Origin of the sequence: Archangium lipolyticum (assembly GCF_024623785.1) — a bacterium.
In the GTDB taxonomy this organism is placed as follows: domain Bacteria; phylum Myxococcota; class Myxococcia; order Myxococcales; family Myxococcaceae; genus Archangium; species Archangium lipolyticum.
The window spans coordinates 84,531-109,398 of sequence record NZ_JANKBZ010000021.1 but is presented as its reverse complement, the minus strand read 5'-3'; the positions used below and the strand labels follow the sequence as shown (position 1 = coordinate 109,398).

Genomic DNA, 24,868 nt, shown 5'->3' with positions numbered 1-24,868 from the left:
ACACGGGCGGCGCGCGCTCACACGCCGGCGAGCGCGCGCAGGCCCTCGGGCCCCATGCCCACCAGGGCCCGGGCCCGGGCCAGGTAGGTGCGGAAGTCCTTCGGTGCCAATTTGTCAGGCGGCAGCCCGGACAGGTGGAAGTCGCGGATGCGGCTGGCGGTGTAGCGCACCGAGCCGAAGAGCGCGTGCCCGAAGAGGTGCTCCCGCTCCACGGGCAGCAGCGTGCGCTCCACCTGGTAGCCGCGCAGCAGCGCCCGGCACAGCTCCGGCCGGTAGGCCCCGTTGTCGAAGCACCACGCGTTGAGGGTGATGGCCACGTCCAGCACGTACGCGTCCCGGCACGCCATCTCGAAGTCGAAGAACGCGCTCACCCGGTCCCCCAGCCACTTCACGTTGTCCATGAAGAGGTCCGCGTGGATGACGCCGCGCGGCTCCAGCCCTCCGCGCTCCGACTCGGCCCGCGCCAGGTAGCCCTCCAGCTCGCTGGCGATGGAGGACAGCTCCGCGTCCGGGTTCTGCTTCAGCCCCTCCAGCCAGCCGCTCACCACCTCCGGGCCGTACGGGTTGGTGCGCGAGCCCCCGAAGGACAGGGTGACGCGGTGCAGCTTGCCCAGCTCCATCCCCAGCGACTCCAGGTGCTCGGGGGTGAGCCGCGCGCGCGTGAGCTCCTCGCCCGCCAGCCACGCGAAGACGCACACCCGGCCCCCCTCCAGCTCCAGGAAGGGCGCGCCCTCGCGGGTGGAGACGAGCCGCGGCGCCGGGCAGTGGGACTCGTTGAGCAGCGAGAGCAGATCCGCCTCGAAGCGCAGATCGTCCGCCGAGCGCACCGTGGTGTGCCGCACGAAGTAGCGCCCCGAGGACGTCACCAGCCGGAAGTTGGAGTTGATGGAGCCCTGGGGAATGCCCGTGAACTCGTGCACGGTCCCCAACCCGTAGGCGTCCGAGAGCCGGGCGAAGGCCGCCGCATCCAGAGAGGTGTAGAGCGCCATGATGATGTTCTCCCGCGGCACACTCCGCCGCGCCGGGCCGGCCCCCCGCGTTGACACCCCAGGGCACCGTGCCTATCTACGGACGACCCCATCGTTTCATCCCTAAACAGCTGAAACCATTCCAATTTTCATTTTGGAGGCGCCTCCATGGCCGCGACCGACGGAAACCACGGCGGACAGAGGGACTGGCGGAGGCGGGAGAGTCTCCCGAGCGCCCTCCTTCAGGTGGGAGTGGTGGCGGTGCTGCTGGCGGGCGCGGTGACGTACGTGGTGCACCGGGGCTCGGTGCGGCAGCAGGTGGAGGCGCGGATGAAGGCGGCGCGGACGCTGGCCCAGCGCGACAACCCGGCGGACCTGAGCAAGGCCCTGACGGAGCTGGACGCCCTCTTCCAACTGGACGGGGAGGCGCGGGACGCCCAGGCGCTGGCGGCCGAGGTGAACACCCGGCTGTGGTTGGAGCACCGCCAGCCCGAGGCGGAGGCCCGGGCCCGCGAGCACCTGGCCCGCGCCGAGGCGTTGGACTCGCGCTCGGGTGAGCGTTACGGCGCGCGGGCGATGGTGCTGGTGGCCGAGGGCAAGGCCGCGGAGGCGGAGAAGTACCTGGAGGAATTGAAGACGCAGGGCGCCAAGAGCCCCAAGCTGGCGCTGGCCGAGGCCCAGACGTTGCTGGCGCGCGGGCGGCTGTCGGACGCGAGGCAGGCCTTCTCGCGGGCCAGCGAGACGGCGTGGCGGGAGCCGCGCTACCCGGTGGCCCACGGCGAGGCCCTGCTCGACGAGGGCATGTACGCCCAGGCCGCCGAGGCGCTGAAGAAGGCCACGGCGGCCAACCCGGACCACCTGCGCGCCCGGCTGTCGCTGGCGCTCGCGCGGCTGTACCAGGGCGAGGGACGGGACGAGGCGGCGAAGACGGTGTCCGACATGAAGGCCCGCGAGGCCGAGCTCACCCCGGCGCTGAAGGCCCGCGCGAGCACGGTGCGGGCGGCGCTCGCGCTGGCGGAGGGACGCACGGACGAGGCCCGGAAGGACGCGGAGGAGGCGCTCGCCACGTCACCGGACGAGCACCATGCCCTCTTCATCCGCGCGCGGGCGCTGGCGCTGAACAAGGATCCGGGGGCCCGCGCGGCCTTCCAGGAGGCGGTGGCGAAGCGGCGGACGGCCCCCCTCCTCTATCTGGACGGTGCTCCGGCGCTGCAACAGGCGGGGGATGGCGAGGGCGCGCTGGCGCTGCTGGATGGCTACGAGGCCGTCTTCCGCGACGTCCAGGTGCCGGCCCCCGAGGGCAAGACGGTGGCGGCGCTGGAGCGGGACGACCGGTACTGGCTGGCGCGAGGCCGCGTGCTGGAGGCGCTGGCGCGCGCGGACGACGCGATGGCGGCGTATGACCGGGCCCTGGCGGCCAAGGGCGTGAGCATGGCGCGCGCGCAGTACGCGAAGGCGTCGCTGCTGATGGCGCGCAAGGACTACGACGCCGCCCGGCCGCTGCTGGTGGAGGTGGCACCGGAGAACGGCATGGGCAGCATGCCCGAGGCCTACGAGGCGCTGGGAGACCTGCTCTTCGCCAAGGGCGAGTTCGCCAACGGCTGCCAGAGCTACTTCCTCGGGATGAGCCGCTTCCGGCTCCAGGGCATGCCCCGGGAGACGCTGAAGGAGAAGGTCTCGAACGTGGAGCAGCGCCTGGTGGCCGCGGGCCAGTCCAGCATCGCCAAGGCCTGGAGGACCGAGGCCGAGGCGCTGCTCCAGTAGAGACTCAGAAGAGCTCGGTGGGGCTCAGCGAGCGGTGCTTCGCCTGCACCACCCGCCACTCGCCGTCCTCCTGCTTCTCGAAGGTGCCCTCGATGAGGTAGGCGCTCAGCACGCTGTCCTGGGCGAGCTGCTCGAGCTGCTCGGCCTCCGAGCGGCCGAAGATGATCTTCACCTGCACGTCACCGCGCGTGGGATTCACCTCGGTGACATGCAGGTCGCGCACGAAGACGCGGACCCAGGTGCCCCGCAGCACCTGGCCCAGCAGCACGCCCTTGAGCTGCTGCTTGTTCCACCCCTCGCCCGAGCGGAAGCTGTCGGAGACGCCCTCCATCAGCTCGGCCATGTCCTTGCGCTCGGCGGCGGCCGTCATCTGCACCACCTTGCGCGTGATGGCCTCCTTCACCCCGGGCTCCGCCTGGGGCCACAGGGCCAGCACCGCCCCCGCGGCCAGCAGCGCCAGCACCAGCCCCAGTACGTGCCCTCTCGACAGCGTCATCATCCGCTCCCAGGCCTCAGGCCGGCCCCGCGCCTTCGCTCTCCATCAACAACTCGTCCGCGTCGATGATCTCCGAGGGCCGCAGCGCCTCGCCAATCTGCTTCAGCCGACGATCCGAGAGCTGCTCCAGGTACTTCTTGATGTGCGGGTACGTCTTCACCAGCTCGTGGAAGGAGGCGCGCTCCAGGTAGGCCGTCGCCGTCTTGCGCAGCGACACCACGGTGGCCGTGGCGCGCAGGCCGGTGAGCAGGGAGATCTCCCCAGCCACCTCGCCCTCGCGCAGCACGCCCAGGCGCACGGTGCCGCCGGCCGGATCATCCTTCTGCACCACCAGCTCGCCCGCCAGGACCAGGAAGAGGCCCGAGGAGTGCTCGCCCTCGATGAGCACCTTCTCGCCGGGTTGCAGCGAGCGGAACGCGAAGCGCTGCAGGAGCGCGTCGCGCTCGGACTCGGGCATGGGCTGGAAGAGCGGCGAGGTGGCCGTCAGGTTCCGCTCCATGCGCTTCTGCGCGAAGGTGGCCAGCACCTGCGGCACCGAGGGGAAGTTCTTGGCCACCGCGTTGAGGTGCTCGCGGCGGATCTCGAACACCTCCATGTCGGACACGGCGGTGACGGTGGCCGTCGGCGGAGCGCCGGTGAGCAGCGACAGCTCTCCGAAGATGGAGCCGCCTCCGAGGAAGCCCAGCGTCCGGTCCTCGCCCTCCACCCGCCGCGTCACCTCCGCCTTGCCGGCGACGATGACGATGAGCCCGTCCAGGGTCCCCCCCTCGGTGCTCACCGCCTCCTCGGGCTTGACGGAGCGGTAGCCCATGCGGATGACGAGCTCGATGAAGGCGTCGCGCTCCAGGTCCGCGAAGAGCGGGAGGGGCGGCCGGTCGTTCGGGTTGGCGGCGCCACCCGGGTCCGGCGCGGCGAGCACCTCGATGGCGCGGTCGCTCAGCTCCTCGCCGGACAGGGCCATCAGGTCCGTTTCCACCTTGCCGTCATAGAGCGTCTCCGGGGGCAGCGGCGGGGGCACCGAGGCGCGTTTGGCCACGTTGCGTGCCGCGCGGGCATGCAACCGCACCAGCGTCTCGCGCAGCCGCTTCTCCTGGGGGGCCAGGGCCAGGCCCAGCTTGCAGGCCGCCATCGCGGACAGCAGGTAGTCACGCCGCAGCAGCCCCTCGGCACACGCGTGGTAGACCGTGACGGCCCGCTCGCGCTCTCCCAGCTCCACCAGACACCGCGCGGCCATCATCCGCGAGCGGTGATCCGCGGGAACCCGGCGCACCGCCTCGGCGAACACCGCGAGGGCCCGTTCGAACTGGCGGTCCTCCAGGAGGTCCAGCCCCAGTTCCCGCAAAGATGACTCGTTCATCCCACTCCTCCACGAACCTGTTGGGGGGTGACCCTACCCCATCACGGCTGCTGTTCGAGCGCCTCGAGTTGCGTCTGCGCCCTGGTCTTGAGCTCGGACCCCTCGGCGGCCAGCTGGACGATCAGCCGGAACTTCCGCGCCGAGCCCTCCGGATCCCTGTCCCGCTGGAAGTAGGCCTGCTTGAACAGGTCCTCCAGCTTGCCCTGGATGGAGGCCAACCCCTCCTGGGCCTTGGGGTCGTCCGGGCGCAGGCGCAGGGCCTCGTTGAAGAAGCTGGCGGCGTTGGCCAGGTCGTTGCGCGCGAGCGCGGCCTTGCCCGCGACGACCGACGCGCCGGCGAGCTGGCCGTTGATGGTATCGCCGAAGGGGCCCTTGAGGCCGATCTGCCGGTACAGCTCCGCCGACGAGCGCAGCGGACGCGCCGCGGACTCCAGCGCGTTCTGCTGCACCTTGCGCTGGGCGTCCTGGTAGACACGCGCGAACTGGGGGATGAGCTTCTTGAGCAGCTTCGCCCGCTCGATGATCTCCTTGTCACCGGGGTTGGCGTCGATGACCCGGTCGCACTCGAGCACCGCGCGGGGGAAGTCGCTCGCGTTGAAGCGCGTCTCCACCACGCCGAAGGCGGCGGCGATGAAGGCCTCGCGCTGCTCCTTGGCCCGCCGGGCGGCGGCGGCCCTGGCCGCCTTGTCCCTGGCCAGCGCGTCCGCGGCTTCCTGGGCGAGCAGCTTCTCCAGCTCGGCCAGCTTCCCGAGGTAGAGCGGCTGCTGCTCCATGGGCAGCCGCTGGATGAGCGCCCGGGCCCCTTCCACGTCCCGGGCCTCCAGCGCCGCCTCCACCTGCTGCACCAGGTACTCGAGCTCGCGCGTCTCCAGCTCGGCCTCGAGCGTCTCCCGCATCTCCTCGGTGAGCTGCGCGGTGCCGTGCGGCGTCTGCTCCAGCAGCTCGCGCGCCTCGTCGAACTTGTTCTCGTCCATCAGCGCGCGCACCTGGGCGAAGGCCCGCACGATGGCCAGCTCCGCGCGCGCGATCGGGAGGAAGCCCTCCGCGTCGATGCCCGGGAAGAGGGACTCGGCCTCCTCGGCCAGCTTCACCGCCTCCTCGTAGTTGCCGGCGCGGAAGGCCTTGCGCGCGTCATCCATCAGCGACCGGGCCTGCACCTCCTTGGGATTGGGAGGCGGCGGGGGCGGAGGGCCCCGCTTGAGGAAGAGGACACCGCCGCCGAGGAGCGCGATGAGGAGCACCAGCGCGCCCGCCACCATGAGCCCCATGCGGCGCTTGGGAGCATTGCGGCGCGGAATGTCATGGACGGAGCGGACCTGTGTCTTCTTGTTCTCCTCGCCGTTGCCCTGCGGCTCGCCCCCCTCGGCATTGGCCTCGCCCCCGGCCGGCGCACCCTCGGCGGCCTTCTTCGCGGCCTCCTCCTTCTGGCGGGCCTTGAGCTCGGCGGCCTCCTTCTTCTTGCGCTCCTCCTCCTCCTCGGCGGCGCGCATCCGCTTGATGAGCTCCTGCTGGTCGATGAGACGGATCTTCGTCCGGCCCAGGCCGACGACGTCCTCGTGGACCAGCTTGCGCTCGTCCACGCGCTCGTCGTTCACCTTGGTGCCGTTGCCGCTCCCCAGGTCGCGCATCAGCACGCCGCCCTCGCCGAACACCAGCTCCACGTGGCGGCGCGACACGGACTGGTCGGTGAGCGTGAGGTCGCAATCCTGCCCGCGCCCGATGACCATGCGCACAGTCTTGAAACGCTTGCGCTGGCCGCGATCCGGGCCCTCGATGATTTCCAGCGTCAGGGGCGGACCGGCGCGCGTGGCGTCCGGGTTGTCGTCCTCCTCGTCCAGGGAGGGCAGCGACTCCTCGGCGGTGTTCGGCTCGTCGTAGGAGCGCTCGTCGTCCTCGTAGCTCTCCTCCTCGGCGGCGTACTCCTCCTCCTCGCGGGGAGCGCCGCGGCGGACCGCGCTGGCGGCCTTGATACGGGTGTTCTGCTGATCCGAACCGGACTGCTCGGACGGCTCAGCGGGCTTGCGGGACGGGCGGCGGGAAGGGGCCATGCGGCCCGGCATCTTAGAGCGCCAATCCCACCAGGGAAACGTGCATGGGGTGACAGAAGCGCGTCCAAGCTCCCGGAAGCAGGCGACTTCCCCGAGGGAAGCCCGATGGACCGGGAGTAGGAACGTCCAACATGTAGGATATATCCCACTGATGCGACACCATGCCGCACGGGAGGGGGGCGCCTCCCCTGCTATCGCTGACGGCACTTCCGGAGCTGGAGACCTCCAGCACGTTCCCGAGGTGCACGATGAAGGTCCTGAAGAAGTCCCTCCCCGCGGTCCTGATGCTTCCCATGCTCGCGCTCCTCCAGGCCTGTGGAGGCGAATCCGCCGGGAAGAAGTTCTCCGTGAGGTTCAGCCCCCAGGTGGGCGAGCAGGCGCTGCGCTGCGACGCGAGCTACCCGGGCATCGGGAAGACGGGCACCACGGTGAGGCTCATGGACTTCAAGCTGTTCGTGAGGGACATCACGCTCGTGCGTGCCAATGGGGAGAAGCACGCGCTCGCGTTGGACCAGGACGGGACGTGGCAACACAAGGCCATCGCGATGCTCGACTTCGAGGATCGCACGGGCACCTGTGAGACCGGCACCCCCGCGACGCGCTTCGAGGTGGTGGGCCATGCTCCGGACTTCGAGGACTACACCGGCCTGGAGTTCAAGGTGGGGGTGCCCGAGGAACTGAACCACCTGAACACCACCACGGCGCCCCCCCCGCTCAACAACATGGGCATGTCGTGGGGCTGGACGGGCGGCTACAAGTTCCTGCACCTGGACGTGAGCACGGGCAAGAACCCCGAGTTCTCCTTCCACCTGGGTGCGTCCGGCTGCACGGGCAACACGGCCGAAGGCTACAGCTGCGCCGCCTCCAATCAGGCGACGGTGGCCCTGAGCGGCTTCCATCCCGAGCACAACCAGGTGGTGCTCGACCTAGCGGCCCTCTTCGCCGACACGGACCTCGACCGCGCCATCGATCACAAGACGGACTTCGTCACCGGCTGCATGTCGTCCACGACCGACCCCGAATGTCCGGCGCTCTTCGCGCAGGTGGGGCTGGCGGCGGATGGCACCGCGCAGGCCGTGCCCGCCTCGTTCATCCGCGTCCGGTGAGGTGAGCACATGCCATCCCGACCCCTCTCATCGTGGAGCACCGCGGTGCTGGCGGTGCTGCTCCTGTCCGCCTGTGGAGAAGAGAAGAAGCCCTACGCCTGGCAACTGCCACCGGGCTTCGCCGAGCCCTTCGTCCCCGCGGACAACCCCATGTCCGAGGAGAAGGTGACGCTGGGCCGCTACCTCTTCTACGACAAGCGCCTGTCCGGCAACGGCACCATGTCCTGCGGGAGCTGCCACGAGCAGAAGCAGGCCTTCAGCGATGGCAAGGTGACGCCCACCGGCTCCACGGGTCAGCACGTGGCGCGCAACTCCCCGGGCCTGGCCAACGTGGCCTGGCTCGCCACGTACACCTGGGTCAACCCCGTGCTCGATACGTTGGAAAAGCAGGCGCTGGTGCCGCTCTTCGGCGAGGTGCCCGTGGAGCTGGGCGTGAGCGGACACCTGGACGAGGTGCTCCAACGGTTGCGCGAGGACGCGCGCTACCCCACCCTGTTCCGCGAGGCCTTCCCGGACGACGAGGAGCCCATCCGTCAGGACAACGTGGTGAAGGCGCTCGCGTCCTTCCAGCGCACGTTGATCTCGGGCAACTCGCCCTTTGACCGCTACCTCCAGGGCGACCTGGATGCGCTGTCCGACGCCGCGAAGCGGGGCATGGACCTGTTCTTCTCCGAGCGCGCCGAGTGCTACCACTGTCACAGCGGGCCGGACCTGACGAACTCCTTCCGCTCGAAGGACACGAAGCACGTGCAGTTGGACTTCCAGAACACGGGCCTCTACAACGTGGATGGGCAGGGCGCCTACCCGGGGAACAACACCGGCCTCTTCGAGTTCACCCGCGACCCGCGCGACATGGGGCGCTTCCGCGTGCCGGGCCTGCGCAACGTGGCCCTCACGGCGCCCTACATGCACGACGGCAGCGTGGCCACCCTCGAGGAGGTGTTGGACCTCTACATGGCCGGTGGGCGCGACGTGACGATCGGCCCCTTCGTGGGAGACGGCCGATCGAGCCCGCTGAAGAACCCGCTGGTGCGCCCCTTCGAGCTGAACGCCCAGGAGCGCGCCGACCTCATCGCCTTCCTGGAGAGCCTCACCGACATGGACTTCGTGAACGATCCGAGGTTCAGCGACCCCTTCGGCGGGGAGTGACACGGCCGGGGCTCGGCGGCGGGCCGAGCCCCACCGGTGCGTACGCGCTCATGCGCTCAGAAGGCGTCCTCCGCCTTCGTGAACGAGCAGTTGATGATGCCGCAGGTGGGGTGGTCGTCGGTACAGCCCGTGCCCGGAGGGAGGGTCACCGTCTTCTTGTTCGCCAACGCCCCACCGATGATCCGGCCCAGCTCGGTCTCATCCAGCTCGGACAGGGGCGCTCCGGAGGGGCTCTCGGGGAGGGATGCGCGCTCCTCGGCGGAGAGGCTGGCGCGGAACGAGGGGTCCTTCCAGGCCCGGACGATCATTTCCTTCTTCATGGCGGTGGCTCCGATGTTCAAGGCCCTCCCTGGGTCGGGAGGGGTCCATGAAGTCAGACGGTCCCAATCCGGGATGTGACCCGAAGCCCGGCTGGCATAGAGTCCCCGCCTCCTGACGAGGGGGACGTCCATGGCAACGAAGGCAGCGCGCAAGACCACCACCACCACGACCCGCCGGCCCCGCAGGAAGAAGGCCGAGCCCGCCTCCCGAGGTCTCACTCCCGCGCAGGTGGCGAGTGAGTCCTACATGCCATCTCCCGAGCTCATCCAGGGCATCTCGGAGGATGGCGGCGAGGTGCTGAGCGTCTACAGGGATCCTCTGGGCGGGCACACGGTGGTGTTCGCCGCGCTCCCCATCGACAAGGTGGAGCCCACCCCGTACCAGCGCGACATCTCCGAGCCCCATGTGAAGCGGCTGGCGGGCGCCATGGAGCGGTTGGATCGCTTCCTGGATCCCATCATCGCCATCCGCAAGGAGGGCCGGTACTGGACGCCCAACGGCAACCACCGGCTCCATGCCTCGAAGCTCCTCGGCGGCAAGTCCATCATGGCCCTGGTGCTGCCCGACGAGGATGTGGCGTATCAGATCCTCGCCCTCAACACGGAGAAGGCGCACAACCTGAAGGAGCGCTCGCTCGAGGTCATCCGCATGCACCGGGGCCTCACCGGGGCGCGCGCCGGGCGCGAGTCCGAGTTCGCCCACCTCTTCGAGGAGCCCGCCTTCCTCACACTCGGGGCCGCCTACGAGAAGCGGCCGCGCTTCTCCGGGGGCGCCTACAACCCCTTCATCAAGCGCGTGGAGTCCTTCCTGGAGCTGCCCCTGGCCGACGCCCTCCGGGTGCGCGAGGCCCGCGCCGACAAGCTCCTGGAGCTGGATGACGCCGTGGCCAGCGTGGTCTCCTCCCTCAAGGAGCGCGGCCTGCAGAGCCCCTACCTCAAGAACTTCGTCGTGGCCCGTATCAACTTCCTGCGCTTCAAGAAGGAAGGTACCGCCGAGTTCGACCCCACCGTGTCCCGGATGATCTCCAGCGCCCGGCGGTTCAACCTGGACAAGGTGAACCGCGAGGACCTCGGCCGCATGAGTGGACCCCTGCTGGCCGAGGATGAGGAATAGGGATTGCAAGGCGCCAGCACCATGACCACCCCCCCGACCACCGTCCTGGTCGTCGATGACGATCGGGCCAACCTGGACTCCGTCGCCCGCATCTTCCAACGCGAGGGCCTGGAGACGCTCACCGCCAGCAACGGCACCGAGGCCCTGGAGCTGCTGCGCCGGCCCGAGGTGAGCGTGATGGTGACGGATCTGATGATGCCGGGCATGGACGGGCAGGAGCTGCTCAAGGCCTCGCGCACCATCCGGCCGGACGTGGAGGTGGTGCTGATGACGGCCTACGGCACGGTGGAGACGGCCGTGGCCGCCATGAAGGACGGGGCCTACGACTTCATCACCAAGCCCCTCAAGCGCCACTCGCTGGTGAAGTCGGTGCAAAAGGCGCTGGAGCGGCACGAGCTGGCCGCGGAGAACCGCGTCCTCAAGGCGAAGCTGGCGGAGATGGGCAACGCCGGTGGGCGCGCCATGGTGGGCCAGTCCCCCGCCTTCCGGGCGATGATGGACACCCTGCGTCAGGCGGCGCCCTCCACCGCCACGGTGTTGCTGCTGGGCGAGTCCGGCACCGGCAAGGAGCTGGCCGCCCGCGCCCTGCACGAGCAGTCCAACCGCGCCAGGGGCCCCTTCGTCGCCATCAACTGCGGCGCCCTCCCGGAGAGCATCCTCGAGGCGGAGCTCTTCGGCGTGGAACGCGGCGCCTTCACCGGCGCGGTGGCCCGCCGCGAGGGCCGCTTCGAGCGCGCCAGCGGCGGCACCCTCTTCCTGGACGAGGTGGGCGAGATGCCGCTGTCCGCCCAGGTGAAGCTCCTCCGTGTGCTTCAGGAGGGAGAGTTGGAGCGGCTGGGCGGCACCCAGACGGTCAAGGTGGATGTCCGCATCGTCGCCGCCACCAACAAGGACCTGCAGCGCGAGGTGGCCGAGGGCCGCTTCCGTGAGGATCTCTATTACCGCCTGAACGTGGTGGAGGTGCGCGTCCCGGCGCTCGCCTCGCGCCGGGAGGACATCCCGCTGCTGGCCGATGCCTTCCTCCGCCGCTTCGCCGCCAAGAACGGCAAGGCCCTGCGGGGCTTCTCCCCCGACGCGGTGAGCGTCCTGGAGAACTACGCCTGGCCGGGCAACGTGCGAGAGCTGGAGCACGCCGTGGAGCGGGCGGTGGTGCTCGCCAAGAGCGACGTGTTGGAGGTGGCGGATCTCCCCGAAGCGGTGCGCAAGGGCCCCCTGGGCTCGGCCGGACAACTCGTCATCCCCATCGGCACGCCCATGGAGGAGATCGAGCGCCGGGTGATCCACGAGACCCTGCGGCACACCAAGGGGGACAAGACGCTGGCCGCCCGTCTGCTGGGCATCGCCGCCCGCACCATCTACCGGAAGCTGGAGCGCGAGGCGTCCGGCCCCCCCGGTACCGGGGGTGACGAGGGTCCCGGCTCCAACCCGGCCGAGTGACAGCCCGTCATGCCATCCGCCCAGCCGCTGACATTTTGTCCCACGCCGCCGCGGCCCCGGCTCCTGCTCCGGACGGCCTGGGTTATTCCGGAATGATTTCAAGCACTTGGCTGTAAGGCTCGGGCTGCCCGCTCCCCGCCGTGGATGGCACCCCACTTGCTCAATCCCGAGCAGGCCTTTTCTGGACGCGTGATGGAACTCTTCTTCCGCAAGTATTTCTGGACCGTGAACCTGGTCTTCATCCTGCTCGTCGCCCTGCTGGCGGCGCGCACGGTGAACCTGTTCGTGGAGTCCGCCCTCACCCCGCTGCCGTCAGGCCAGGTGTCGTCGGCACCGCACAAGATGAAGCCCCCGGAGATGTTGGCGTCGCTGGATCTCAAGCGCATGTCCGACCTGACCGGCGTGGCCGTGCCCGAGCCCGAGCCGCTCGTCTCCGAGCCCACCACGCCCGTGGTGGATCCCAACGCCGCTCCGGTGAAGAGCGGCCTGCGGGTGAAGCTGCTGGGCACCCTGGTGGCCAGCGACAAGCTGTGGTCCGTGGCCTCGGTGCAGGACATGAACAACCAGCGCTCCACCACCTACATGGTGGGCGACCGCATCCAGGGCGCCGAGGTGATCGACATCGAGCGCGAGCGCGTCATCATCCTCAACAACGGCCGCAAGGAGTTCATCGACGGCCAGCCCGGTGATGGCGCCGCGCCCGTGGCCTCCTATACCCCGCCCGTCACCACGCCCGTGCAGCCGCCTCCTGGCAACGGCATGGGCAACGGCATCAAGGCCCTCGGCGAGAACGACTACGAGGTGCCTCGCACGGAGATCGACCGCACCCTGGCCAACCTCAACGACGTGGCCATGCAGGCGCGCATCGTGCCGGCCTTCAAGGACGGCCAGGCCCAGGGCTTCAAGCTCTTCTCCATCCGCCCGGACTCCATCTACTCGAAGATCGGCGTCCAGAACGGCGACGTCATCAAGCGCATCAACGGCTTCGAGCTCAACAGCCCGGAGAAGGCCCTCGAGGTCTACACCAAGCTGAAGGAAGCCTCGCGGATCGAGATCGAGCTGGAGCGCAATGGCTCGAGCATCCGCAAGAACTACACCATCCGCTAACACCACCCGCCGTACCCCGCCCCTCCATGAAGACGCTTCCGTCCTGGTTGCTCCTGCTGTGCCTCGGGCTGAGCAGCATGCCCGCGCTGGCGCAGCGCCGCCCTGGCCCGCCTCCCGCCGGAGATACTGGCGATCGGCAGATCGCCCCGCAGAACCCCACCGGCCCCGAGGCCGGCAGCGCCACCGTGCGGCCCACGCCCACCTGCGAGGAGGTGCGCCGCCGCGCCCGCTACGGCATCTACTTCGACAAGGTGGACATCGAGAAGCTGGTGCAGACGGTGTCGGACGCCACCTGCCGCACCTTCATCCTCCCGGAGAACGTGCGCGGGAAGATCTCCATCATCGGCCCGGAGAACGGGCGGGTGGAGGTGGACGCGGACCAGTTCTACGCCGCCTTCCTCGCGGCGCTCGACGCCAACGGCCTGTCCGTCTACCAGCACGGGCGCTTCCTGAAGATCGTCGACAAGCGCGCCGCCAAGCAGAACCCCATCCCCACGCTGGTGGACCCGGACGCGAGCTACACCACCAACGAGCAGATGATCACCAAGCTGTTCCGCATCAAGAACGTGGAGGTGGAGCCCCTCCGCGGCGTGCTGCAGCAGCTGGTGTCCAAGGACGGCGACACCATCCCGTACCCGCCGGACATCATCATCATCAACGACGTGGGCTCCAACGTGCACCGCCTCGAGCGCCTCATCGACCAGCTCGACTCGCGCGCGGCCAGTGACGAGGTGCGCATCATCCCGGTGCAGTACGCCACCGCCCAGGACGTCGCCGCCACGGTGCAGAAGCTCTTCGAGCAGAAGGGTAGCCCTGGCCGCCCCGGCCAGCGCGGCGCCCCCGCGGTGATGCCCGGACAGGCCGCTCCCGGGATGGAGGGCGTGCCTCCTGCCGGAGCCGAGGGCGCCTCCAACGGCCCGGTGACCTTCTCGCAGATCATCCCCGACGAGCGCACCAACAAGCTCATCGTCGTGGCCAGCCCCGCCGCCTTCGAGCGCATCCAGAGCCTGGTGCGCGAGCTGGACATCCCCACCGCCGGCACCGAGCGCATCAACGTCTACGCGCTGGAGAACGCCAACGCGGAGGAGATGGCCAGCACGCTGCAGACGCTGTCGCAGGGCAGCACCAACCGGCCGCGCACCCCCATCCCGGCTCCGCCCACCCCGGGCGGGCCCCGTGGCGGCACCGGCGCCGCCGAGCTCTTCGCCGGTGAGGTGAAGATCTCCGCGGACAAGGGCACCAACTCGCTCGTCATCATCGCCAGCCAGAGCGACTACCGCAGCCTCGTCCGGGTCATCCGGCAGCTGGACAAGCCGCGCCGCCAGGTGTTCGTCGAGGCGGTCATCATGGAGGTCAACCTGGACCGCAGCAACCGCTTCGGGCTCAACCTCCACACCGGCTACTCGTTGAGCACGCCGCTCGGCCAGGGCTCGGGCATCATCGGCACCAAGTACAACACCAGCGGCGCGCCCCCCTCCTTCTCGCTGGCCAGCCTGGCCAGCTTCGGCGGCTTCCTCGCCGGCATCCAGGGCCCCGTCATCCCCCAGCTGAAGGACCTGGGCATCGACATCCCCGCCTTCGGCGTGGTGCTGCAGGCCATGCAGCAGAGCTCGGACGCCAACGTGCTCTCCACCCCGCACATCCTCACCAGCGACAACGAGGAGGCGGAGATCACCGTGGGCCAGAACGTGCCCTTCCAGTCGGGCTTCACGCCCACCTCGCTGGGCAGCAACATCACCGGCGGCGCGGGCGCCGGCGGCGTCTCCCCCTCGCTGCTGGGCGCCCTGGGCGGCCTGGGCAGCCTCTACGCCCCCATCACCCGCCAGAACGTGGAGCTCAAGCTCACCGTCAAGCCGCAGATCAACGAGAGCGACTTCATCCGCATGACCATCACCGAGCAGACCGAGGAGATCGCCTCCACGGACCAGGTGCTCGGTCCCACCACCGCCAAGCGCAGCGCCAAGACGACGGTGGTGGCGAAGGATCAGGAGACGGTGGTCATCGGCGGCATCATGCAGGACCGCACCATCGAGTCCGTCGTCAAGGTGCCCATCCTGGGTGACATCCCCCTGCTCGGCCACCTCTTCCGGGACAACACCACCCGCAAGACGAAGACGAACCTGCTGCTCTTCCTCACGCCCTACATCATCCGCGAGCAGTCGGACTTCCGGCGCATCTTCGAGCGCAAGATGGCCGAGCGGCAGCAGTTCGTGGAGCAGTTCTACGGGCAGGTGGCTGGCTACGACGTGCCGGTGGATTTCACCCGCAAGGCGGGGCCCCTGAGCCGCATGCGCCAGGTGCTGTACAAGGAGCAGAGCAAGGTGGAGAACGGCGGCCCCGGTCTGCCGGGCGAGCGCGTCATCCGGCCCGAGGGCGCCCAGGCGCCCGCCAGCCCCTCGTCCGCCGGCTCGGCGTCCACCCGGGCCGGGGAAGTCCAGTCCCCGCAGGAGGGTTCCGTATCCCCAGTGCCGTCGGAGGAGCCCCCCGTGCAACCTCCGCCTGCGCCTCCCTCGGAGGATCAGGAGCGTCTGCGCATCCAGCCGGATACGGGGAACGAGAGATAGACCATGAGCCTGCTCGCTGACGCCCCGCTCGCCAAGCCCGCCGACACCGCCACCCAGGTCGTCGCCCACGGTCCCGCCTACCTGTGCGGCCGGCCGCTGGGGGAGATCCTCCGCCACACCTGTGGCCTCACGGAGGACAAGCTCCAGGAGGCGCTCCAGTTGCAGGCCGAGAAGGGCGGCCGGCTGGGGGAGATCCTGGTGGGCATCAAGGCCATCGGCGAGGAGGACGTGGCCAAGGCGCTCGGCCTCCAGCTGGATCTGCCCTACCTCGCGCGCATCTTCCTGGAGGAGGTGGACGCGGAGCTCATCAAGCGGGTGCCCATCAACTTCGCCAAGCAGGCGCGCATCCTCCCCCTGTCCATGGACGGGGACGCGGTGGCCCTGGCCGTCGCGGATCCGCTGGACACCACCGTGCTGGACCATGCCCGCATGCTGCTGGGGCAGAACGTCCACCCGCGCATCGCGCTCGCCTCCACCATCGTGGACGCCATCAACAGCGTCTATGACCGTGCCACCAACGAGGCCGAGCAGCTGGTGGACGAGCTGGAGGCGACGGACCTGGACTCGCTCGCCCACGAGTTGGACGAGCCCAAGGACATCCTCGATGCCGAGGGCGACGAGGCCCCCATCATCCGGCTCGTCAACTCCGTGCTCTTCCGCGCCGCCAAGGAGCGCGCCAGCGACATCCACATCGAGCCCATGGAGCGCGAGCTCATGGTGCGCTTCCGCGTGGACGGCGTGCTGCAGGAGATCATCAAGCCGCCCAAGCGCTACCAGAGCGCCATCGTCAGCCGCGTGAAGGTCATGGGGCAGCTGAACATCGCGGAGAAGCGCCTGCCGCAGGACGGCCGCATCCGCATCAAGCTGGCCGGCCGCGACATCGACATCCGTCTGTCCACCATCCCCACCACCTTCGGCGAGCGCATCGTCATGCGCTTGCTGGACAAGAACACCACGCTGCTGGACCTGACCGAGCTGGGCATGGCCGCCCACACGCTCGAGGGCATGGAGCACGTCATCCGCCGTCCGCACGGCATCGTCCTGGTGACGGGCCCCACCGGTAGCGGCAAGACGACCACGCTCTACGGCGCGCTCTCGCGCATCAACACCCCGGACCTCAACATCCTCACCGTCGAGGACCCGGTCGAGTACCAGCTCAAGGGCATCGGCCAGATGGCCATCAGCCCGAAGATCGGCCTCACCTTCGCCCAGGGCCTGCGCTCCTTCCTGCGTCAGGACCCGGACGTCATCATGGTGGGCGAAATCCGCGACAAGGAGACGGCGGAAATCGCCATCCAGGCGTCGCTGACGGGCCACCTGGTGTTCTCCACGGTGCACACCAACGACGCGGCCAGCGCCGTCACCCGTCTGGTGGACATGGGCGTGGAGCCCTTCCTCGTGGCCTCCTCGCTCACGGCCATCCTCGCCCAGCGTCTGGTGCGCCGCGTGTGCCCGGACTGCCGGGTGCAGTACACGCCCACCGACGAGGAGCTCAAGGAGATCACCCTCACCCGCGCGACGCTCAAGGAGCGCTACGGGGTGGAGAAGATCTACAAGGCCACCGGCTGCCCCTCCTGCGGCCAGAATGGCTACCGCGGCCGTACCGGTATCTACGAGCTGCTGCTCGTGGACGAGACGGTGCGCCAGCTGGCCCTCAAGAACGTGGACGCCTCCACCATCAAGAAGGCCGCCATCGCCAACGGCATGAAGACGCTGCTGGACGACGGCGCCCGGAAGATCGCCCTGGGGGAGACCACCATCGCCGAGGTCCTCAGCATCACCCAGGAGGATCTCTAAAGAACACCCGCCCCGGCCCTCCCGGAAGGGAGTGGCGCGGGGTGTGGTTTTACTGCGCGAGCCACCATGCCAGTCTTCGAGTACAAGGCCCTGGATCAGGCCGGAAAATCCATCCGCGGAATGCTTGAGGCGGATTCGCCCAAGACGCTGCGCTCCCAGCTGCGCAAGGACGGCAAGTTCCTGACGGAGGTCATCGGTCAGGCCGAGGGCGGCCGTGCCGGCGTGCGCAAGGGCGCCAACGCGGCCCAGGCCGACCGCGAGGTGAACTTCGGCAAGATGGCGCGCGGCCGCATCACCACGGACGACATCGCCATCACCACCCGCCAGCTCGCCACCCTGCTGGGCGCGGGCGTCACCCTGGTGGAGTCGCTCAGCGCGCTGGTCGACCAGGTGGAGAAGGAGAAGCTCAAGCTCATCCTCTCCGAGGTGAAGAGCCGCGTGAACGAGGGCTCGTCCCTGGCGGACGCGCTCGCGGTGCACCAGAAGGTGTTCGGCTCGCTCTACGTGAACATGATTCGCGCGGGCGAGCACTCGGGCGCGCTCGACACGGTGCTCCTGCGCCTGGCGGACTTCACCGAGAGCCAGTCCAAGCTGCAGCAGAAGATCATCGGCACGATGACCTACCCCGCCATCATGATGCTGGTGGGCGCGGGCATCCTCACCATGCTGATGGTGGTCGTCATCCCGAAGGTCACGAAGATCTTCACCACGATGAAGGCCACCCTGCCCATCACCACCCGCATCCTCATCTGGGGCAGCAACTTCCTGCGGGACTGGTGGTTCATCATCTTCCCGCTCATCGGGCTCATCGCCTTCTCGCTGACGACGTACTTCCGCAGCCCCAAGGGCCGGCCCGTGTGGGACCGCTTCGCCCTCAAGGCGCCCATCTTCGGCAGCCTGCTGCGCCTGCTGGCCATCTCGCGCTTCGCCCGCACGCTCGCCACGCTCCTCAAGAGCGGCGTGCCCCTGCTGACGGCCATGGACATCACCAAGGCGGTCATCACCAACTCGGTGCTCTCCGACGTGGTGGAGAAGGCCCGCGACGCCGTCCGCGAGGGTGAGAGCATCGCCGCGCCCCTCAAGCGCTCGGGCGAGTTCCCCCCGCTCGTCTACCACATGGTCTCCATTGGCGAGCGCTCCGGACAGCTGGAGGACATGCTGTTGTCGGTGGCGGACAGCTACGAGAACCAGGTGAACGTGCGCATCGGCGCCCTCACCTCCATGCTCGAGCCCATCCTCACCGTGTTCATGGGCGTAATCATTGCATTCGTGGCCTTCTCGGTCCTGATGCCGATTCTGCAGGTGAACTCGGCCATCCGGTGACGGAGGCTTCACGATGAACGACACGCTCGACCGGTGGATCCAGCGCGTCACCCTGGCTGCGCTGCTCGCCCTGACGGCGACGCTGCTGACCGTGGGGGTGGCGCTGTACTCCTCCAACTCCGAGGCCGGCACGGCGGCCACCAGCAGCGCGACGCAGCCCTAGGACATTTTGACAGGAACGACTTCCCAACCTCCCGGCGCCTTGCCGAAAAGTCACATGAGGAAAGACATGAGCGACAAGAAGACGAAGCAGCAGCGCCGCCGCGAGCGCGGCATGACCCTCATCGAGATCATGGTGGTGATCACCATCCTGGGTCTCATCATGGCCGCGGTGGGCGTGGCGGTGATTCCGAAGCTGGACGAGGCCAAGCAGGACACGGCCCGGCTGGACATCGGCAACATCCAGCAGGCCCTCAAGCTCTACTACACGAAGAAGGGCAAGTACCCCGACACGGGCACCGGCCTGAAGGCGCTCGTGGACACGAACAACCTGGAGCGCGTCCCCACCGATCCCTGGGGCAACGAGTACGTGTACATGAACGAGGGCGGCAAGCCCGTCATCGTGTCCTACGGTGCCGACGGCACGCAGGGCGGCGAGGGTCCCGACTCGGACATCTCCTCGCGCGACGGCGCGGCCCAGAAGTAGCAAGGAAACGCGAGAGGACCCCATGACGACCTCAGAGCACGCCCCCACGCAGCAGCAGACCGAAGCGACGGCGCGTCCGTCCCACGTGGGGCGGCTCCTCGTCGCCGGGGTCATCCTCGCGGCCACGGCGGGCGCCTTCGGCATCGCCAGCCTCACCTTCGACGAGACGCTCAGTCCGCTGCAGCGTCAGACGCGCGCGGAGATCCGCGGGCTGGAGGGCTACTTCAAGTCCTACCACCGCATCACCGGGCGCTTCCCCTCCCAGGCGGAGAACTTCTATCCGCTCGTCCAGGTGGGCCTGCTCAAGGAGATGCCCGCGGATCCCTGGGGGCGCCCGTACCAGTACCGGATGGATGGTGGGAAGGGCTACGTCCTGTCCTATGGCGCGGACGGCCTGCCCGGCGGCTCCGGGGACGACTCGGACCTCATCAGCGGGGGCGTGCTGAACAACGCCATCCTGGGCACGCCCGAGCAGCAGCAGGAGGCGGCACGAGGAGGCCAGCCATGAACGGGCTCGCCCGGAGCAGGGCGCGGGAGCGCGGCTTCACCCTCATCGAGGTGTCCATCGCGCTGGGCATCGCCGCGGTGCTCTTCGCCGCCGTCACCCTGTCCATCGGCTCCATCACCGGCGCCAAGGCCAAGGCGTCCGCCGCCGAGCTGGCTGGCACCATCCGCTCGCTGTACGACACCGCCGCGCTCACCGGAAAGACGTGCCGGCTCGTCTTCGAGCTGGCGGATCCGAAGGCCGAGGAAGAGGAGCCCACGCGCTACCGCGCCGAGTGCGCCGCGGGGAACGTCACCACCGCGCGCGACCGGGACACGATGCTGCGCGACGAGACCCGTGAGCGGGAGGACGCGAAGCGCAACCGGGGCGGCTCCGACACGCGCCGCAACTACGCGCGCGACAGCGATGAAGAGCCCGGCCTGGATGAGATCCTCGCGCAGGAGGAGAGCCGCGTGGAGAACGCCGCCCGCTTCTCCGACTTCACCGCCGAGGAGATCAAGCCGCGCGAGCTGCCCTCGGACGTCACCGTCTCCGTGTGGACGCGCCACCAGCGCGAGGCCGTCGAGAAGGGCGCCGCCTACCTCTACTTCTTCCCCCAGGGTTACACGGAGAAGGCCCATGTCTACGTGCGCCAGGGTGACAACGTCTGGACGCTCGCCGTCTCGCCCCTGACCGGCAAGGTCGAGATCGTGGGCGAGGCGCTGGAGGTGCCCCGGTCATGAGACACACCCGTGGCTTCACCCTGTTGGAGACGGTGGTGGCGCTCGCCATCCTGGCGCTGGCGCTCATGGCCATCTTCGACATCAACTCCGGCGCGATAGCCAACCACGCCTACGCCAAGAAGCTCACCGTGGCCACGCTCCTGGCCCGCTCGAAGATGACGGACCTGGAGCAGGAACTCTACGACGATGGCTTCTCCCTCGATGACAAGGAGGAGTCAGGCGACTTCTCCCAGGAGGGCTGGGACAACTTCAAGTGGCGGGCGAAGATCATCGCCCCGAACACCGAGAATGTGTCGCCGGATCAGCTCATCGGCGCCATCTTCAACCTGCCCATCGGCGAGGGCGGGGACCTGAGCGGCCTGGCCTCCATGTTCGGCGGGGGCGGGGGCAAGGATGGCAAGAGCGGCCCCTCGCAGACCACCACCAACCCCATGGCGGGCGCGGCGATGGGCATGGCCCAGCCCATGTTCACCCAGATGGTGCAGCAGATCACCCAGACGGTGCGCGAGGTGCACCTCACCGTCTACTGGCGCGAGGGCACGCAGGTGGAGAGCCTGGATGTCGTCACGCACGTGGTGTCGCTGGGCCCCGGCTCGGACCGCAATGGCAGCAGCGCCTTCACGTCCCAGCAGGGCCGGCAGCCCGGCGAGATGAACAACCAGTGGGTGAATCCGGGCACCGGCTTCATCGTGCCCAACCCCGTGCCCGGCCCCAACGGACAGATGATGGATCCGACGACGGGTCAGCCGTTGATGAAGCGCAGCGACTGGCTCCAGCAGCGCGGCGGTGGCGGCGGCATGGTCCCCGGCGGAGGGATGACGCGATGAGGCGCTCGGCACGTGGCTTCACGTTGATGGAGGTCATGATCGCCGTGGCCATCACCGCCCTCATGGGGGCGATGGTGGGCATGGCCTTCCAGACGGGCTTCCACGCCAAGGAAGTGGTCGAGGGAGAGGCCGATCACTACCGCGAGGTGCGGGTGGCCATGAACCGCATGGCGCGGGAGATCGGCTCCGCCTTCGTGAGCGACCGCTACGACGCCCGGCGCTACCGCGACCAGAACGACCGGCCCACCAACTTCGTGGGTGAGGAGGACCGGCTGCTTTTCACCACCTTCGCGCACCAGCGCATGTACACGGACGCCAAGGAGTCCGATCAGGCGATCGTGGAGTACTTCGTCCAGTCGTCCACGGAACGAGGGGCCGGCAGCCGTCAGGACCTGATGCGACGCGTGAATCCGAATGTTGAGGACCGGATGGATCGCGGTGGAACGACGGATGTCCTCTTCGAGGGCGTGAAGCAGCTCGAGCTCTCCTACTGGGACGCCGACCGCAAGGAGTGGGTGGACGAGTGGGACACCCGCCGGGTGGAGCACAAGTCCAAGCTGCCCACGCGCGTGCGCATCACCGTGGTGGCGCTCGACGAGACCAACAAGGAAGTCCGCTACACCACCCAGACCCGTGTGATGCTCAACACGGAGCTGCCCAGGTACTGACCATGACGAGCCCCGAGCACGAGAAGGCCCCGCGAGCCCGCCGGGATGCCCGCAAGGACCGCCGTGAGCGCGGCGTGGCGCTCATCATCGCGGTGGTGGCCATCACCCTGCTGACCGTCGTGGCCACGGAGTTCGCCTACAACACGCGCGTGGACCTCCAGCTGGCGTCCAACCAGCGCGACGAGCTGCAGGCCACGTACATGGCGCGCTCGGGCGTGGCGCTCTCGCGCCTGCTGCTGCGCTTCCAGAAGCAGGTGGATCAGACGCCCATCCCGAATCTCGGGGCCATCGCGGGCAGCCTGCTCGGTGGCGGCACGCCGCCCGGCGGCCAGCAGCCGGCATCCTCGCTGAACATCCAGCTGTGGAAGCTGGCGCGCGTGGATTGCCACATGCTCAAGGGCATGGTGGCGGGCGGTGGCGCGGAGGCAGAGGGCGCGAGCGAGGAGTCCTCCGACCGGCCCACGCTCCACGAGGACGACGAGAAGGCGGAACCCGAAATCGCGCTGGGGCCGGAGAGGCGCTCCTTCGGCGGCTTCAACGGCTGCTTCCTGGCCACCATCTCCGACGAGGAGGAGAAGCTCAACCTGCACCGCCTCAACGCGGGCAGCGGTGACGCGCTCCCCACCGCCATGCGGTTGATGGACCTGCTCGGGGACAAGCGCTTCGAGTTCCTGTTCTCGCGAGAGGACGCCAATGGCGTGCGCGTCTCGCCGCAGGACGTGATCATCGCCCTCAAGGACTGGGTGGACGAGGACCAGGTGCAGTCGGCCCTCAACCTCAACGATTCCGTCAACCCGCTCTCCAGCGGCTTCTCGGACGAGGGTGGGCCCTACAGCCGCTTCGATCCGCGCTACCAGCCGAAGAACGCGCGCTTCGACAGCATGGACGAGCTGTACCGGGTGTACGGGGTGAACGACCGCTTCATGGCCGCCTTCCGGGACCGGCTCACGGTGTACCCGGACGTCAACTCCAAGCCCAACGTCAACACGGATGACCCGCTGATGATGTACATGGCCATCCTGTCGGCGGCGGACCCTGCCCGGCCGGACCCGCGGCTGAAGGACCCGGTCTTCGTCCAGGAGCTCATCAGCCGCATCCGCGCGGCGCGTGCCTTCAGCTTCTTCGGCACGAGCGTGGCGGACTTCGTGACGGCCATCGAGGGCGCGGGCATCGCCGTCAACCCGGCGCTCAAGGCGAACGTGGCCGGCAACCGCCTGCTCGGCGACAAGAGCACCACTTTCAGCATCAAGTCCGTCGGAGAAGCGGGCTCGGTCCAGAAGACCATCAGCGCCGTGATCAAGCTCGACGACGGACTTGGCAAGCTCCTGTATTGGAGAGAGGAATAACGAATGGCCCGGATTCTTGGTCTGGACCTGGGCAGCCACTCCGTGAAGGGGTTGCTGCTCGACGCGAGCACGCGGAGCTCGGCCGTGAAGGCCTGGGCCGAGGTGCGCCGCGCTCCCGAGGGTGAGCGTCAGGAGACGCTGCGCGCGGCCCTGCGCGAGCTGCTGGCGCACCCCGAGATGCAGCACGTGGATCAGGTGGTGGTGTCGCTGCCCGGCCAGTCGCTGGCCACGCACCAGCTCTCCCTGCCCTTCACCGACCCCAAGCGGATCGAAGCCACCATCCCCTTCGAGGTGGAGAGCCAGATTCCGTTCGACCTGGGCGAGGCCGTCTTCGACTACCAGGTGGCCACGCAGGTGAAGGACAAGGGCAGCGAGCTGCTGGTGGGCGTGGTGCGGCGCGAGGAGCTCGCGACGCTGCTCGGGGTGCTGAACGAGGCGGGGGTGGATCCGCGCGTGGTGACGCACCCGGGCATCACCTACCAGAACATGCTGCTGCAGCAGGCGAGCCTCCTGGCGGACCTGGAATCGGAGACGGTGGCCATCGTGGACATCGGCCACGAGCGCACGACGCTGGCCATCGGCCGGCCCGGGGTGGGCGTGGAGTTCGCGCGCACCTTCGCCGGTGGTGGACAGGGGCTCAGCCGCGCGCTGGCCGCCGAGTTCCAGACGCCGCTGCCGGAGGCGCACCACTGGAAGGAGTCGCACGGAGCGCTGGCGAGCGCGGCCCAGGCCCAGGGGCCGGATGGGGAGCGCGCCGCGGCGGCCTTCGTGCGTGGCCTGCAGCCGGTGCTGCGCGAGCTGCGTCCGTCCTTCAAGTCCTTCACCGCGCGCACCCGCCGTCAGGTGGGCGCCGTGCTGCTGTGCGGAGGCACCGCGCGCATGCCGGGCCTGGCCGAGCAGCTGGGCAAGGACCTGGGGCTGCCCACGCGCGTGCTGGCACTGCCGCGAGAGGCCTCCGCCGCGGTGCCCGCCTCGGAGCAGCCGGCGGTGATGCAGGCCTACTCGCTCGCGCTGCGCGGCCAGGCCACGGGCGCCAAGGCGCCGCGCTTCAACCTGCGCCGGGGCGAGTTCGCCTTCAAGGGCGACTACGACTACGTGAAGGACAAGGTGGGGCTGCTCGCCTCGTTCGCCGCCACCCTGCTGCTGCTGCTCATCGCCAGCGGCGTGGTGCGCAACTCGGTGCTGGCGCGGCGCGAGGCCCAGGTGGACGCCGTGCTGTGCGACGTCACCAAGAACATCCTCGGCGCGTGCGAGAAGAACTATGACCTCGCGCTCAACCGGCTCAAGGGCGTGGAGAGCCCCGCCGCGGCGCTGCCGAAGCTGTCGGCCGTCAACCTGCTGGCGGAGATGACGCAGCGGGTGCCCGCGGACGTGCCGGTGACGTTCGACCGCATCGACATCGACCTCGAGCGCATCAGCGTGCGCGGGGAGACGGACAGCTCCAAGCAGATCGACACCATCGCCACCGCGCTCAAGGGCCACCGCTGCTTCAAGGAAGTGAAGGAGGGCAAGGTGGAGAAGACCCGGGACGGCAACAAGGTGACGTTCCGCCTGGACATCCAGGTGCAGTGCCCCGAGCAGGTCCAGGGAGGGGAGAGCTAGAC

General features: G+C 69.0%; 22 protein-coding genes. 17 read left to right on the top strand and 5 right to left on the bottom strand.

Annotation, left to right across the window (positions count from 1 at the left end):
• Positions 1–17: 17 nt before the first annotated feature.
• A complete protein-coding gene (locus NR810_RS34275; RefSeq protein ID WP_257458683.1) occupies positions 18–989 on the bottom strand; it encodes a homoserine kinase in 972 nt (323 codons plus the stop codon).
• 147 nt (positions 990–1,136) lie between these two features.
• Here NR810_RS34275 and NR810_RS34270 point away from each other — a divergent pair, with 147 nt between their 5' ends.
• Positions 1,137–2,732: a tetratricopeptide repeat protein gene (locus NR810_RS34270; protein WP_257458681.1), complete on the top strand. Its 1,596-nt coding sequence runs from the start codon at positions 1,137–1,139 to the stop codon at positions 2,730–2,732.
• Between the two features lie 4 nt (positions 2,733–2,736).
• Here the strand turns inward: NR810_RS34270 and NR810_RS34265 are convergent, their stop codons facing one another.
• The 3 genes from NR810_RS34265 to NR810_RS34255 are packed head-to-tail and all read right to left on the bottom strand — an operon-like array spanning position 2,737 to position 6,633.
• Positions 2,737–3,228, bottom strand: coding sequence for a hypothetical protein (locus NR810_RS34265; RefSeq protein WP_306818755.1), 492 nt, complete (start codon positions 3,226–3,228; stop codon positions 2,737–2,739).
• Between the two features lie 16 nt (positions 3,229–3,244).
• Positions 3,245–4,585: a cyclic nucleotide-binding domain-containing protein gene (locus NR810_RS34260; RefSeq protein ID WP_257458677.1), complete on the bottom strand. Its 1,341-nt coding sequence runs from the start codon at positions 4,583–4,585 to the stop codon at positions 3,245–3,247.
• A gap of 41 nt (positions 4,586–4,626) precedes the next feature.
• On the bottom strand, positions 4,627–6,633 hold the full coding sequence (locus NR810_RS34255; RefSeq protein ID WP_257458675.1) for an FHA domain-containing protein: 2,007 nt from the start codon (positions 6,631–6,633) through the stop codon (positions 4,627–4,629).
• Positions 6,634–6,881: 248 nt separating this feature from the next.
• Here NR810_RS34255 and NR810_RS34250 point away from each other — a divergent pair, with 248 nt between their 5' ends.
• Together NR810_RS34250 and NR810_RS34245 are read left to right on the top strand one after the other, a co-directional pair.
• The gene (locus NR810_RS34250; protein WP_257458674.1) at positions 6,882–7,739 is read left to right on the top strand and encodes an MbnP family copper-binding protein; all 858 of its coding nucleotides are present in this window, start codon (positions 6,882–6,884) and stop codon (positions 7,737–7,739) included.
• Between the two features lie 9 nt (positions 7,740–7,748).
• On the top strand, positions 7,749–8,888 hold the full coding sequence (locus tag NR810_RS34245) for a methanobactin export MATE transporter MbnM (RefSeq protein WP_257458673.1): 1,140 nt from the start codon (positions 7,749–7,751) through the stop codon (positions 8,886–8,888).
• 56 nt (positions 8,889–8,944) lie between these two features.
• Here NR810_RS34245 and NR810_RS34240 read toward each other — a convergent pair whose 3' ends face one another.
• On the bottom strand, positions 8,945–9,208 hold the full coding sequence (locus tag NR810_RS34240) for a mersacidin/lichenicidin family type 2 lantibiotic (RefSeq protein ID WP_257458672.1): 264 nt from the start codon (positions 9,206–9,208) through the stop codon (positions 8,945–8,947).
• A 130-nt stretch (positions 9,209–9,338) separates the two neighbouring features.
• On the opposite strand from NR810_RS34240, the gene NR810_RS34235 reads away from it, so the two are divergent.
• The 14 genes from NR810_RS34235 (at position 9,339) to NR810_RS34170 (ending at position 24,866) form a co-directional block, all read left to right on the top strand.
• Complete coding sequence (locus NR810_RS34235; RefSeq protein ID WP_257458671.1) at positions 9,339–10,322, top strand: ParB/RepB/Spo0J family partition protein; 984 nt, start codon at positions 9,339–9,341, stop codon at positions 10,320–10,322.
• Positions 10,323–10,343: 21 nt separating this feature from the next.
• Positions 10,344–11,759, top strand: a complete 1,416-nt coding sequence (locus NR810_RS34230) for a sigma-54-dependent transcriptional regulator (protein WP_257458670.1) — start codon at positions 10,344–10,346, stop codon at positions 11,757–11,759.
• A 192-nt stretch (positions 11,760–11,951) separates the two neighbouring features.
• Complete coding sequence (gene gspC / locus NR810_RS34225) at positions 11,952–12,866, top strand: type II secretion system protein GspC (RefSeq protein WP_257458669.1); 915 nt, start codon at positions 11,952–11,954, stop codon at positions 12,864–12,866.
• 26 nt (positions 12,867–12,892) lie between these two features.
• On the top strand, positions 12,893–15,430 hold the full coding sequence (gene gspD / locus NR810_RS34220; RefSeq protein ID WP_257458668.1) for a type II secretion system secretin GspD: 2,538 nt from the start codon (positions 12,893–12,895) through the stop codon (positions 15,428–15,430).
• Positions 15,431–15,433: 3 nt separating this feature from the next.
• On the top strand, positions 15,434–17,227 hold the full coding sequence (gene gspE, locus NR810_RS34215; RefSeq protein WP_257458667.1) for a type II secretion system ATPase GspE: 1,794 nt from the start codon (positions 15,434–15,436) through the stop codon (positions 17,225–17,227).
• 66 nt (positions 17,228–17,293) lie between these two features.
• Positions 17,294–18,550 (top strand): type II secretion system inner membrane protein GspF, encoded by a 1,257-nt coding sequence (gspF, locus tag NR810_RS34210; RefSeq protein ID WP_257458666.1) that lies wholly within the window; start codon positions 17,294–17,296, stop codon positions 18,548–18,550.
• 13 nt (positions 18,551–18,563) lie between these two features.
• Positions 18,564–18,713, top strand: coding sequence for a hypothetical protein (locus NR810_RS34205; RefSeq protein ID WP_257458665.1), 150 nt, complete (start codon positions 18,564–18,566; stop codon positions 18,711–18,713).
• 66 nt (positions 18,714–18,779) lie between these two features.
• Positions 18,780–19,196 carry a type II secretion system major pseudopilin GspG gene (gspG, locus tag NR810_RS34200; protein WP_407653867.1) on the top strand — a complete coding sequence of 139 codons (417 nt, stop codon included), beginning with the start codon at positions 18,780–18,782 and terminating at the stop codon, positions 19,194–19,196.
• Positions 19,197–19,218: 22 nt separating this feature from the next.
• On the top strand, positions 19,219–19,704 hold the full coding sequence (locus tag NR810_RS34195) for a type II secretion system protein GspG (RefSeq protein WP_257458663.1): 486 nt from the start codon (positions 19,219–19,221) through the stop codon (positions 19,702–19,704).
• A complete protein-coding gene (locus tag NR810_RS34190; protein ID WP_257458662.1) occupies positions 19,701–20,423 on the top strand; it encodes a pilus assembly FimT family protein in 723 nt (240 codons plus the stop codon). Before NR810_RS34195 ends, NR810_RS34190 begins: the two co-directional genes overlap by 4 nt.
• Positions 20,420–21,250 (top strand): prepilin-type N-terminal cleavage/methylation domain-containing protein, encoded by an 831-nt coding sequence (locus tag NR810_RS34185; RefSeq protein WP_257458660.1) that lies wholly within the window; start codon positions 20,420–20,422, stop codon positions 21,248–21,250. The genes NR810_RS34190 and NR810_RS34185 overlap by 4 nt, the downstream gene beginning before the upstream one ends.
• Positions 21,247–21,918, top strand: a complete 672-nt coding sequence (locus NR810_RS34180; protein ID WP_257458658.1) for a type II secretion system protein GspJ — start codon at positions 21,247–21,249, stop codon at positions 21,916–21,918. Before NR810_RS34185 ends, NR810_RS34180 begins: the two co-directional genes overlap by 4 nt.
• Before the next feature lie 2 nt (positions 21,919–21,920).
• Positions 21,921–23,264, top strand: coding sequence for a type II secretion system minor pseudopilin (locus NR810_RS34175; RefSeq protein WP_257458657.1), 1,344 nt, complete (start codon positions 21,921–21,923; stop codon positions 23,262–23,264).
• A gap of 3 nt (positions 23,265–23,267) precedes the next feature.
• Positions 23,268–24,866 (top strand): type II secretion system protein GspL, encoded by a 1,599-nt coding sequence (locus NR810_RS34170; RefSeq protein ID WP_257458656.1) that lies wholly within the window; start codon positions 23,268–23,270, stop codon positions 24,864–24,866.
• Positions 24,867–24,868: the final 2 nt, after the last annotated feature.